The sequence below is a fragment of the Streptomyces sp. NPDC021562 genome (assembly GCF_040640875.1).
In the GTDB taxonomy this organism is placed as follows: Bacteria; Actinomycetota; Actinomycetes; order Streptomycetales; family Streptomycetaceae; genus Streptomyces.
This window is the reverse complement of sequence record NZ_JBFACN010000024.1, coordinates 44,029-55,794: the sequence shown is the minus strand read 5'-3', so window position 1 is coordinate 55,794 and position 11,766 is coordinate 44,029. Positions and strand designations below refer to the sequence as shown.

At 72.9% G+C, this 11,766-nt stretch carries 8 protein-coding genes and 1 tRNA gene; 5 read left to right on the top strand and 4 right to left on the bottom strand.

Annotation, left to right across the window (positions count from 1 at the left end; all coding sequences use genetic code 11):
- Window positions 1-97: 97 nt before the first annotated feature.
- From AB0G52_RS31145 to AB0G52_RS31135, 3 genes are all read right to left on the bottom strand, one after another.
- Window positions 98-170: transfer RNA gene (locus AB0G52_RS31145), tRNA-Arg, on the bottom strand.
- A gap of 76 nt (window positions 171-246) precedes the next feature.
- Complete coding sequence (locus tag AB0G52_RS31140) at window positions 247-1,725, bottom strand: glutamate--cysteine ligase (RefSeq protein ID WP_132890855.1); 1,479 nt, start codon at window positions 1,723-1,725, stop codon at window positions 247-249.
- Between the two features lie 111 nt (window positions 1,726-1,836).
- Window positions 1,837-3,351, bottom strand: coding sequence for a PucR family transcriptional regulator ligand-binding domain-containing protein (locus AB0G52_RS31135; RefSeq protein WP_361340833.1), 1,515 nt, complete (start codon window positions 3,349-3,351; stop codon window positions 1,837-1,839).
- A gap of 150 nt (window positions 3,352-3,501) precedes the next feature.
- Here AB0G52_RS31135 and speB point away from each other — a divergent pair, with 150 nt between their 5' ends.
- Genes speB through AB0G52_RS31115 form a run of 4 tightly spaced genes read left to right on the top strand, consistent with a single transcriptional unit; the run spans window position 3,502 to window position 7,089 of the window.
- Window positions 3,502-4,470, top strand: coding sequence for an agmatinase (gene speB, locus AB0G52_RS31130; protein WP_132890853.1), 969 nt, complete (start codon window positions 3,502-3,504; stop codon window positions 4,468-4,470).
- Window positions 4,467-6,035 carry a cytosine permease gene (locus tag AB0G52_RS31125; protein ID WP_132890852.1) on the top strand — a complete coding sequence of 523 codons (1,569 nt, stop codon included), beginning with the start codon at window positions 4,467-4,469 and terminating at the stop codon, window positions 6,033-6,035. The genes speB and AB0G52_RS31125 overlap by 4 nt, the downstream gene beginning before the upstream one ends.
- Before the next feature lie 5 nt (window positions 6,036-6,040).
- Entirely contained in the window at window positions 6,041-6,694 is a 654-nt protein-coding gene (locus AB0G52_RS31120) for a cyclase family protein (protein ID WP_361340830.1), read from the top strand.
- Window positions 6,691-7,089: a nuclear transport factor 2 family protein gene (locus AB0G52_RS31115; protein ID WP_132890850.1), complete on the top strand. Its 399-nt coding sequence runs from the start codon at window positions 6,691-6,693 to the stop codon at window positions 7,087-7,089. The genes AB0G52_RS31120 and AB0G52_RS31115 overlap by 4 nt, the downstream gene beginning before the upstream one ends.
- Before the next feature lie 49 nt (window positions 7,090-7,138).
- Here AB0G52_RS31115 and AB0G52_RS31110 read toward each other — a convergent pair whose 3' ends face one another.
- Entirely contained in the window at window positions 7,139-10,855 is a 3,717-nt protein-coding gene (locus AB0G52_RS31110; protein WP_361340827.1) for a family 78 glycoside hydrolase catalytic domain, read from the bottom strand.
- Between the two features lie 70 nt (window positions 10,856-10,925).
- Between AB0G52_RS31110 and AB0G52_RS31105 the strand changes: the two genes are divergently transcribed.
- Window positions 10,926-11,699 carry a TetR/AcrR family transcriptional regulator gene (locus AB0G52_RS31105; RefSeq protein WP_361340824.1) on the top strand — a complete coding sequence of 258 codons (774 nt, stop codon included), beginning with the start codon at window positions 10,926-10,928 and terminating at the stop codon, window positions 11,697-11,699.
- The last annotated feature ends 67 nt before the right edge of the window (window positions 11,700-11,766 follow it).

The window sequence follows — 11,766 nt, the reverse complement described above, 5'->3', positions numbered from 1 at the left end:
GTCCGTCGCCGGGGTCCGGACCGCCGGGGGGCGGCATCGCCCTCCGCCCGCCCAGGACGAACCGACGCCAATCGACTTTCCTCCACGACTAGGGCGGCAAGACCGGTCGGATTCGAACCGACGTCCTCCAGCTCGATGCTTGGGCGCGACGACCTCTGCGCTACAGCCTTGCCGCGGTGATCATAGCGGATTTTCGGGCATGTGTTCGGCTTGACGGCGGATCAGGTCCGGGGCGCTCGGCCCTGGTCACTCCACCGGCCAGGTGTGCGCGGCCGCGTTCAGGTGCATGTAGTCCATGTAGGTGGTGGTCATCCGGCGCAGTGCCTCCTGCCGGTCATGGACGCCGGCCCGCTCCAGGTGGTGGACCGTCTCCGCCTGCCAGAGGGCGCCGTTGCGTCCGTCGACGCAGCGCCGTTCGATGATGCCCAGCATGGGTTCGCGCCAGGAGGCGTCCAGGCCGGCCAGTTCCAGCCCCCGGTGCGCCAGTGGCAGCAGGCGTCTGAGCACCAGCTCGGTGACGGGCACTTCGCCCGCCCCCGGCCAGTAGAGCCGCGCGTCGATGCCGTCGCGGGCGGCCGTGTGCAGGTTCTCCTCGGCGACCGCGAAGGACATCCGCGACCACACCGGGCGGTCCTCGTCCACGAGGGCCCGGGTCAGGCCGTAGTAGAGGGCCGCGTTGGCGAGGATGTCGGCCACGGTGGGGCCGGCGGGCAGGACGCGGTTCTCGATGCGCAGGTGCGGGCCGCTGTCGGTGACGGCGTAGACGGGGCGGTTCCAGCGGTAGATCGTGCCGTTGTGCAGGGTGAGTTCGCCCAGCTGCGGCACCCCGCCGGCGTCCAGGGTCCGCTGCGGGTCCTCGTCGTCGCACAGCGGCAGGAGCGCCGGGAAGTAGCGCACGTTCTCCTCGAACAGGTCGAAGACGCTGGTGACCCACCGTTCGCCGAACCACACGCGGGGCCGTACGCCCTGGGCCTTGATCTCCTCGGGGCGGGTGTCCGTGGCCTGTTCGAACAACGGGACACGGGTCTCGCGCCACAGTTCCCTCCCGAAGAGGTAGGGCGAGTTGGCGGCGAGGGCGACCTGCACGCCGGCGACGGCCTGGGCCGCGTTCCAGTAGTCCGCGAAGTCCCTGGGGGCCACCTGGAGGTGGAACTGGGTACTGGTGCAGGCGGCCTCGGGCGTGATCGCGTCGGCGTACATCGCGAGGCGCTCCACACCGTCCACCCTGATCCGCAGGTCCTCGCCGCGGGCCGCGAAGATCTGCTCGTTCAGCAGCCGGTAGCGCGGATCACCGGACAGGGACGTCTCGTCCACGTCCGACTCCCGCAGCGTCGGCAGGATCCCGATCATGATGAGGTGGGCGCCCACCGTCGCGGCGCGCCGCTCGGCGTGGTTGAGCGCGTCCCGGATCGTCTGCTCCCAGGCGCCGGGGCCACCGGAGGTCAGCAGCCGGGGCGGGATGTCGATCTCCAGGTTGAACCGGCCCAGCTCGCTCGACCAGGCCGGGTCGGCGATCGCGCTCAGCACCTCGGTGTTGCGCATCGCCGGCAGCCCGTCGTCGTCCACCAGGTTCAGCTCGATCTCCATGCCGACCTGGGGGCGCTCGCTCTCGAAGCCCGAGCCGCGCAGCATCTGCGCCAGTACGTCGAGGCAGCCGTGCATCTTCTCGCGGTACCGGCGCCGGTCCTCCCGCGTGAACACGCGGGCCGGCACATCACGTCCCATCGGGCCCTCCGCAGTCCCCTCGGCGGACGCTTCCCGTCCCAGCGTCGCACCTCACCGGCGTCCCGGACACTCGTCGGCGCCCCGCCCCGGACCCGCGCGCAGGGTCCGGGGCTACGGCCCCTCGGCCGCCACGCCCAGTTCGGTCGCCGCGCGGACGGCGAACCAGACCTCGGTGAAGGCGGCGGTGGTGGCCAGGTCCCGGCCGGTCACCTCGGCGAAGCGGCGCAGCCGGTAGGAGAGGGTGTTGGGGTGGATGTGCAGGGCCGCGGCGGCGTCCTCGGTGCGGCGGTCGCGTTCCATCCAGGTCCGGACGGAGACCAGCAGCTGCGACCCGTGCGCCGCGTCGTAGCGCAGGGCCTCGCCGAGGACCTGCTCGACCAGCGCGGCCAGCAGCCGGCGGTCCTCCGGGAGCCACCGCCCGGTGGCGTCCTCGCCGTAGTGGACGAGTGGCTTGCCCGCCTCCTCGGCGCGTCCGGCCGCCCACTCCGCCTCCTGCCTGGCGACCCGCAGCGGCTCCCCGACGGCGAAGGGCCTGCTGACTCCGCACACCACGCCGGGCAGCCCGGCCAGCGCCTCGGTGAAGCCGGGCTCGGCGAGGACCAGCCGGTCCTCGCCGCGGCGCAGGGTCAGGTGGGGATGGTCGGAGAGGGCGACGCCCACGTCCTCGTCCGAGGTGGCGGCACCCGGTGGCGCGGCCGGGGTGCGCCGGACCACCGCGAGGACGACCGGCCGGCGCGTGTCCAGCCCGTGGTGGGCCAGCCGGCGCTGGGCGCCGGCCGGGTCGAGGGTGTCCTGGAGCAGTTCGGCCAGGGTCTCCGCCCCCTCCCGGCGGAGCACCTCGCGTTCCTGGCGGACCATCGCGAGCCGCAGGGCGGCGACGGTGGCCAGGTGCTGGACGACGGCCAGTCCGGCGGGGCGGGCGCCGGCCTGTTCCAGGGCGACCAGGTAGCCGGCGGCTCCGCCGGGGCCGAGGACGGGCAGGACGAAGCCGCCGGGCACGGTCGGCGGGGCGTCCGGGTGCGCCGGGAGCACCGAGAGGTCCGCGGGCGCCGCGACCCCGGGCAGCAGGGGCCGTCCCTGGGTGGTGCACAGGAGGATCCGGTAGCCGCTGAGCTGTTCCAGACGGTCGAAGAGCGCGGGGGTGTCCAGGTTCTCCTCGGCCATCCAGCGCAGCGCGCCGAAGACCTGGAGCTGGGCGCCGAGCCGCTCGGCGGACTTCTCGCTGACGGCGGCGGCGACCTCCTGCGCGATCGTCACGAAGGGGACCGCGAGGGGCACCTCCAGGACCGGGAAACCGCGCTCCTCGGCCGCGGTGAGGAAGGCCTGCCGCAGCGGAGGGGTGCGCAGCTGGGTACTGAGCACCAGGGCCGCGACGCCCGCGTCGTCGAGCCGCTCCAGGTAGCGCCGCTGGGCCTCCCCCGCGCGGGGCACGGCGAGCCCGACGGTCATGATCACCTCCGAGCCGTGCAGCCAGGGCGTCGGGTCCTCCAGCTCGCTGACGTGCGCCCAGGAGACCGTACGGCCGAGGCCGCCGCCGCCCGCGAGCAGGCGCATCTGCAGCGCGGGGAAGGAGAGCAGGTCGCCGACGGTGAGGACGGAACGCGACGTGGCTTTGTGTTCGGGCACAAGCCCACCGTACTTCTTGGTGCCGTCAACGATTGACCCGGCGCTCGGGCCGTCCGCAGACTGGGGCATCCCCGGTTCCCGGAACCACTCATTCCGAACCGGGAGCCGCCCATCCGGCGGTGCTCACCCCACCCGACAGGAAGGTTCCCGATGACGACCCAGCCCCGTGGACCCGTGGACTCCTCCCGTGTCCCCCGTTACGCGGGACCGGCGACCTTCGCGCGGTTGCCGCGTCTCGACGAGGTGGAGCGGGCGGACGTCGCCGTCGTCGGAGTCCCCTTCGACACCGGCGTCTCCTACCGGCCTGGCGCCCGTTTCGCCCCGGCGGCGGTGCGCGAGGCGTCCCGGCTGCTGCGCCCGTACCACCCGGCGCTGGACGTGTCGCCGTTCGCGGCGGCGCAGGTCGCCGACGGCGGTGACATCCCGGTGAACCCGTTCGACATCAACGAGGCGATCGAGACCGTCCAGGCCGAGGCCGGCCGGCTCCAGGCCGACGGGACGCGGCTGGTCACCATCGGCGGCGACCACACGATCGCGCTGCCGCTGCTGCGCGCGGTCGCCGAGCGGCACGGTCCGGTCGCGGTGCTGCACTTCGACGCGCACCTCGACACCTGGGACACCTACTTCGGCGCCGAGTACACCCACGGCACCCCGTTCCGGCGCGCCGTCGAGGAGGGCATCGTCGACACCGAGGCGCTCAGCCACGTCGGCACCCGCGGCCCGCTGTACGGCAAGCGGGACCTGGAGGAGGACCGCCGTCTCGGCTTCGGCATCGTCACCTCCTCCGACGTGCTGCGCCGTGGTGTCGACGAGACCGTGGACGCGCTGCGGCAGCGCATCGGCGACCGGCCGCTGTACGTGTCCGTCGACATCGACGTCCTCGACCCGGCGCACGCCCCCGGCACCGGCACCCCGGAGGCCGGCGGCATGACCTCGCGCGAGCTGCTGGAGATCCTGCGCGGCCTGGCCGGGCTGAACCTGGTCGGCGGCGACGTCGTGGAGGTCGCCCCCGCCTACGACCACGCCGACATCACCTCCTTCGCGGCGTCCCACGTCGCCTACGACCTGATCAGCCTGATGACCCTGGACTCCGCCGGCCCCCGCGAGGAGCAGACATGACCACCAGCCCCCAGGCGGAGCAGCACGACGCTCCGGCGCTGACCGAGATCGAGACGTACGGGGTGGAGCGCATCCCGGACGCCGACCGCACCGCCCGGCCGCTGGACCTGTTCCGGGTCGCCTTCGGCGGTGCGAACACCTTCGCCACCTGCGTGCTGGGCGCCTTCCCGATCCTGTTCGGGCTGTCCTTCTGGCAGGGCCTGGCGGCCACCGGACTCGGGCTCGCCGTCGGCGCGCTGATCCTGGCGCCGCTGGCCGTGTTCGGACCGCTGAACGGCACCAACAACTCGGTGTCCTCCTCCGCCCACCTGGGTGTGCACGGCCGGGTCGTCGGCTCCTTCCTCTCCCTGCTGACCGCGGTCGCCTTCTTCTCCATCTCCGTGTGGTCCTCCGGCGACGCCCTGGTCGGCGGCGCGCACCGGATGTTCCACCTGCCGACCGGCGAGGGCGTCTACGCGCTCGCGTACGGACTGTTCGCCGCGCTGGTGCTGACGGTGTGCGTCTACGGCTTCCGGTTCATGCTCTTCGTGAACAAGATCGCGGTCGCCGCCGCCTCGCTGCTCTTCGTCCTCGGCCTGTTCGCGTTCGGGGGCGACTTCGACCCCGGCTACCAGGGCAGCTTCCACTCGCTGAGCACACCCGGCTTCTGGCCCGCGTTCATCGGCTCCGCGCTGATCGTGCTGTCCAACCCGGTCTCGTTCGGGGCCTTCCTCGGCGACTGGGCCCGCTACATCCCCGCCGACACCCCGCGCCGCCGGGTGATGGGCGCGGCCTTCCTCTCCCAGATCGCGACGATCCTGCCGTTCTTCTTCGGCCTGGCGACCGCCTCGATCATCGCCGCGAAGGCGGGGAACTTCCTCGACCCGAGCGCTCCGGACTACGTGGGCGGTCTGCTGGCCGTCTCGCCGTCCTGGTACTTCCTGCCGGTCTGCCTGCTCGCGCTGATCGGCGGCATGTCCACCGGCACCACCTCGCTCTACGGCACCGGCCTCGACTTCGCCAGCGTCTTCCCGAGGTTCAGCCGCGTGCAGGCCACCGTGTTCATCGGCGTCCTGTCGATCTCCTTCATCTTCGTCGGCCGTTTCGCCGCCAACCTGACCCAGTCCATCTCGACTTTCGCGACGCTGATCATCGTGTGCACCGCGCCGTGGATGGTCATCATGACCCTGGGCTTCCTGACCCGCCGTGGCTGGTACGACCCCGAGTCGCTGCAGGTCTTCAACCGCCGTCAGCGCGGCGGACGGTACTGGTTCTCGCACGGCTGGAACTGGCGCGGCATGGCCGCCTGGCTGGCCTCCGCCCTGCTCGCGGTCCAGTTCGTGAACCTGCCCGGTCAGTTCGTGGGCGCCCTGGGCGACCTCGCGGGCGGCGTGGACATCTCCCTGCCGGTCGGTCTCGGCCTGGCCGCGGTCAGCTACCTCGCGCTGCTGTGGCTCTTCCCCGAGCCCCGCGCCGTCTACGGTCCCGAGGGGCCGCGGCTGGTGCGTGCCGTCGACACCCCGGTGCCGCCGATCACCACCGCCGACGGCGCGCCCGTCGGCGAGCCCCAGCCGGCCGAGGTGTGAGCGGGGTGCGGCTGATCGACCTGTCCGTGCCCCTGCGCACCGGCATGCCGGTCTACCCGGGGGACCCGCAGGTGGACATCCGGCCCGCGCTCACCGCGGCCGAGGACCGCGTCAACGTCCTCCACCTGCGGCTGGGTTCGCAGTCCGGCACGCACGTGGACGCCCCCTCCCACATCGAGGACGGCCTGCCCGCGCTGGACCAGCTGCCCCTGGACCGTTTCGACGGTCCCGCCCATGTGGTCGACCTGCGGGGCCTGCCGCCCCGGGCGGCCGTCGGGGCGGACCTGCTCGCCGACGTGCCCGAGGACCGGATCGTGCTCCTCGCCACCTGCTGGTCCGCCCACTGGGGCACCGACGCCTACCACGACCACCCCTACCTGACCCGGGAGGCCGCCGAGTTGCTCGTCGCCCGCGGGGTGCGCACCGTCGGCATCGACGCGCTCAGCGTCGACCCCACGCCCGGCGAGACCCTGCCCGCCCACCGCGTCCTGTGCGGCGCGGGCGCCGTCATCGCCGAGAATTTCACCAACCTGACCGAGGTCCTCGACGCCCAGCGGGCCGGCCACGCCGTCCACGTCAGCCTCTTCCCCCTCCACCTGCCCGGCGCGGACGGCGCACCCGTCCGCGCCGTGGCCCGGATCCCGGAGCAGCAGCCATGAAGAACGACCACGACGCCGCCCTCGCCGCGGCCGACGCGCTGATCGCCGCCTTCGCCGAGGGCCGCACCGACGACTACTTCGACGCCTTCTCGGCCGACGCCAGCTTCGTCTTCCACACCACCGACCGGCGTCTGGACTCCACCGAGGAGTACCGCGTCCTGTGGCGCGAGTGGAGCGAGGAGGACGGCTTCCGCGTCCTCGCCTGCGACTCGAAGGACCGCCGGCTCCAGCTCTTCGGCGACACCGCCGTGTTCACCCACTCGGTGACCACCCGCGTCTCCACCCGGGCCGGGGAGGAGACGCTGCGGGAGCGCGAGACCATCGTCCTGCGCCGCACGCGGGACGGCGGCTGGCACGCCGTGCACGAGCACCTGTCCCCCGCCCCGGCCGCCTGACCGCCGGTGGTCCGGGGGGCACCCGGGGCACCGGCGGCCGCGTGCCCGGTCAGGACCTGAAGCGGTACGAGCCCGCGCGGGCCCGGTAGACCTTGTAGGCGGCGCCGCCCGAGGTGTCGTCGCGGACGAAGCCGGCCGCTGCGGGCGCGCTGACCGGACGGCCCCGGGTGGGCACCCAGATCTCGGCCTCCGTGTTGGGGGGGACGGTCACCGAGAGGTCGATCCCGCCGTCCGGGCGGCGCCGCCAGTCCGAGGCGACCCTGCCGCGCACGGTGTCGATCGCGGCGCTGACGTGGTCCAGGGTCGCCGGTGCCAGGTCGGTGTCGTCGGTGTTCTCCGGCACCCGGCTGTTGACCGCGGCCGCCGGGATGTACGGCCGTACGCGCAGCGTCTCGTAGGCGGTCGAGGTCGGTCTGATCCCGGCCAGGCTCTGGTAGAACCAGGTGGCCACGTTGGAGCGGTAGTGGTGGTCGACCGAGAGCCGGTCGGTCCACTGTTCCCACAGCGAGGTGGCGCCCTCGGCGATCTGGTGGACGTAGCCGGGGACGCCGGTCTGGGTGACGGCCCGCAACGCGACGTCCGTGTAGCCGTACTCGCTGAGGATGTTGAACTCGTAGCGCGAGCCGTACATGTCGTTCTGGATGTGGTGGTCCGCGGCCGTGATGCGGTCGGCGAGGAGCTGCGCGAGGGCCCGCCGGTTCTCCGCGAGCGTCTTCGTGCCGGCGAGGTGACGCGGGTCGTCGGCGGCCAGGTCGGAGCCGGGGACCAGGTCGAAGGCGAGGGCGAGGGTGTTCTCGCTGGAGACGCTGCCCTGGGTGAAGTGCCCCTGGGAGGCGTCCCAGTAGTGGGCGATGAACGCCTTGCGCAGGGTGCCCGCCAGCTTCGCGTAGTGCGCGGCGCGTCCGGTACGGCCGAGCCCGCGGCCGACCTCGTCCATGTAGTCGCAGAAGTGGATGTAGAAGGCGAGGCTGATGACGGCGTTGCTGCCGGGCGGCTCGGCTCCGGAGTAGGCGCCGAGCGACGCCTCGAAGACGTACTCGTTCTCGGCGGTGAACACCGTCTCGTAGGAGGTCAGCAGCGCGTCCTGGTGGTCGTACAGCTCGGCGAACAGGCTGCTGTTGCCGTAGTACCGGTACAGCTCCCGCGGGATGACGAAGTACGCCGAGTCCCAGGCGGGGACGGCCTTCCAGGTGGCGTTCCAGCCGGGGGTGCGGTCGTAGCCGTAGCCGCCCTTGGCGACGGGGACGAACATGGGCAGCTGGCCGGTGGAGATCTGGGCGTCGGGGAAGTGGCGCAGGTAGGTGGTGAGGACGCCGTTGACGTCCCAGGTCAGGGACTCCGACTCGGAGCTGGCCATGGCGTCGCCGGTCCAGCCGTTCTTCTCCCGGGACGGGGTGTCGGTGGGCTTCTGGACGAGGTTGTTCTGCTCGGCCCACTCCAGGTTGCGCTGGATGCGGTTGAGGAGCGCGTTGTCCGTGGCGAAGGTGCCGGTGCGGGCGAAGCCGGAGCGGGCGACGGCCACGGTCAGCAGGCCGGCGTCCCGCCTCAGGTCGGGAGCCCGGCCGAGCACAACCTCCAGGTTCTGCACCTCCAGGTGGCGGAAGCCGAAGTGGCTGAAGTTCTGCTCCCAGCTCTGGGTCCGGCCGCCGCCGACGGTGTAGTAGTGCGTCTGGAGGTCGGCGTCGTGCTGGAAGTTCTCCTCCTCCACGGAGAGCGGGGCGGCGGCCGTGCCGTCGCCGCTCGCGATCCGGTTGCCGCCCCGGATGCGCAGCGTGAGCCCGGCCCGGTCGGGACGGACGCCGGTGAGCCGCAGCCGGACGAAGCCGGTCATGATCTGGCCGTAGTCCAGCACCCAGACGCCGGATCCCGGTGCGGTCTCGGTGAGCGAGACCGGCCGCAGGATCCGGTCGACCAGCACCGGCTCCGCCTCGTGGGCGCGCACCGCGGCCGCCCTGAAGCCGTCGGGGACGGTGGTGGCGGGCAGCGCGCCGTGGTACTTCGGCGCGGGGCCCGAGCAGCTGCCCGGCGGGATCAGCGCGGTGGCCGGACGCCAGTCCCGGCCGGTGCGGTAGCCGGCCGAGCGCCACTCCCCCAGCGCCTCGGCGCGCCGGGCGTCGTACTTCTCCCCGGAGTAGACGGAGTCGAACGTCGTCGGGCCGTCCGCGGTGCGCCAGTCCTCGTCGGTGACGAGCGTGGTGGCCGAGCCGTCGGTGTAGGTGACGACGAGCTTCGCGCGCAGCCGGGGCGGCCCCGCGTAGGGGGCGAGCTGCCAGTACCACTCCTGAGGGGTCGTCACCCCGTACCAGCCCCGGCCCAGTTCGGCGGCCAGCACGTTCTCCCGGCCGGCCCGAAGCCGCGCGGTGACGTCGAAGGTGTCGTAGAGGACCGTACGGTCGTAGGTGCTCTGTTCGGTGAGCAGCCGCGGCACGTTCGTGCCGTCCCGGTCGGCCGGGCCGCCGTCCACGGTGAGCGGGTCGCCGTTGACGGTGAGGGCGACGGTGCCCGCGGCGCTCAGGTGCAGGCGGGCGGCGGCGATGCGGCGGCCGTGCGGCAGGGTGAAGGCGCGGCGCAGGACGGGGGCCGGGTTGGCGATGGGCAGGACGGCGTTCTTGCTGGGGATGTACGGGTTCTTGGGGGCGAAGGTCAGGCCGTCCAGGGTCCCGATGCCGGCCTCGAAGGGGTTGGCGCCGGTGGTGAGGTCGACGGCGAAGTCCGGGGCCCCGGTGCCGGTCACCTCGGCGCTGCGGACGGTGGCGGAGGTGCCGCCGGCGAAGCCGAAGCTGCCGTGGCGGCGGATCTGGTCGCCGGTGAGGGTACGGCTGTCGACCTGGACGCCGTTGACCGTGGTGGTGACGGTGAGACCGTGTGCCGTGACCGTCACGGTGTGGTCGCGGGCGGCCCAGGTGTCCTTGGTCAGTCCGGTCGTGGTGGGGAGGGTGACCGTGCCGACCTGGACGGTGCGGGTGCCCGCGGTGGTGGGGTTGGTCTCGCTCTGCGGGTCGTAGAAGTCGACGCCCCAGTGCGGCTCGGAGGTGCCGTCGTCGACCCAGGTGTTGCCCGCGTAGTGCCGGGTCGTCATGACCAGCTGCATGTCGTCGCCGCTTCGGCGCAGGGTCCAGACCAGTCCCTCGCCCCAGGTCTTGCCGATGGGCTCGGCGCGAAGGAGCAGGGCGAGTCCGCTCGCGGCGTCGGGGCCGCCGCGGAAGACGACGGTCGCCGTCAGGTCCTGCCAGTCGTGGTCCTGCGGTTGCCTGCCCCCGATCCAGCGGGCCCCCGCCCAGTCGCGTTCGCCGTTCAGCAGTCCCGTCTCCCAGCGCGCGGGCTCGCTCCAGGCGCCGGCCGTACCGCGCTCGTCCCAGGCGCGGACCCGCCAGAAGTACGTCTGCTCGGAGCGCAGGGGACCGCCGCGGTAGGCGACCTCGACGCTGTCGGAGCCGGGCACCTTCCCGCTGCGCCAGACGTCCGCACGGCCGGGCCCGGTGCCGACCTCGATCTCGTACGCCGTCTGCCGGGCCACCGGGGGGATCCAGCTGAAGGTCGGCGCCGACTCCGTGCCCAGCGGCTCGAACCGCGAGTTGACCTGGAGGGCCGCGGGTGCGGAGGCACGCCCGCCGTCCGCGGGTCCACCCGCCGCCAGGGCGTCCTGGCCGGCGGCGAGCGGGAGCGACGCCCCCGCCGCCGCTGCGGTCATGACGCCGAGCAGGTGCCGGCGGCTCAGCGCGGCTCTGCGGTGTCCGGCCTGCGTGTCTCTGCTGACCTCGTCCACGGCTCCGGGTCCTTTCGTCCTACGGGGGTCCCTCCCCAAGGGGGCGTTGAATCGTTTCAATTCCACCCAAGTGGTAAGCATACGAATCGGCCGCCCCGGAACACAACGCTTCGGCGCCACGAAGACGGACGACGGCCCGTCGGACGACGTCCACGACGTGCGGGACCGGCCCGGCGATCAGCGCGATAGCCTGGGGACCCGCGTCGTCGAGGAGGGTGAGCGCACGGTGGGCCAGGCAGGAGCACGGGGGCCGTACGCGAGGACGCCGGCCCGCAGGGCCGAGATCGTGCGCGCGGCACGCGACAGCTTCGCCGAACGCGGCTACGCCAACGCCTCCCTGCGCGACATCGCCGAGCGGGCGGGCATCACCCACGCCGGACTCCTGCACCACTTCCGCAACAAGGACGAACTCCTCGCGGAGGTGCTCGCCGACCGCGACCGCGAGGAGTGGCAGCAGGGCTTGGACACGGTCGACAGCCCGGACCGGCTCGGGCCCTACCTCGCCGAGCTCCTGGGCCGCCACCAGCGGGCTCCCGAGCTGATGCGGCTGTGGATCGAGCTCGCTGCGGCGGCCTCCCGGCCGGACCATCCGGCGCACGCGTACTTCGCCGACCGCTACGCCCGCAGCCGCGCCCAGTTCACCGACGGGTTCCCCGACGAGGCGGCCCGCAGCGGACTGCGCGAGGGGGTCTCCCCCGAAAGTGCCGCGATCCTCTTCCAGGCGGTGCTCAACGGGCTCCAGTTGCAGTGGCTCCTCGACCAGGACCTCGACATCGTCGGGCCGGTCACCGACTTCGTACGGCTGCTGTTCGGGCCGGGCGACGGAGGGTCCCGGGCGGACTGAGGCGATTACGATGTGTCACCGGTAATGCGCGATCGGGCACGAGCGCCTACCGTCGGAAGCAACGACC

Coding starts and splice junctions, on each gene's coding strand:
- speB (WP_132890853.1), top strand. CDS start 3,502: ATGACGACCCAGCCCCGTGGACCCGTGGACTCCTCCCGTGTCCCCCGT.
- AB0G52_RS31140 (WP_132890855.1), bottom strand. CDS start 1,725: ATGGGACGTGATGTGCCGGCCCGCGTGTTCACGCGGGAGGACCGGCGC.
- AB0G52_RS31125 (WP_132890852.1), top strand. CDS start 4,467: ATGACCACCAGCCCCCAGGCGGAGCAGCACGACGCTCCGGCGCTGACC.
- AB0G52_RS31115 (WP_132890850.1), top strand. CDS start 6,691: ATGAAGAACGACCACGACGCCGCCCTCGCCGCGGCCGACGCGCTGATC.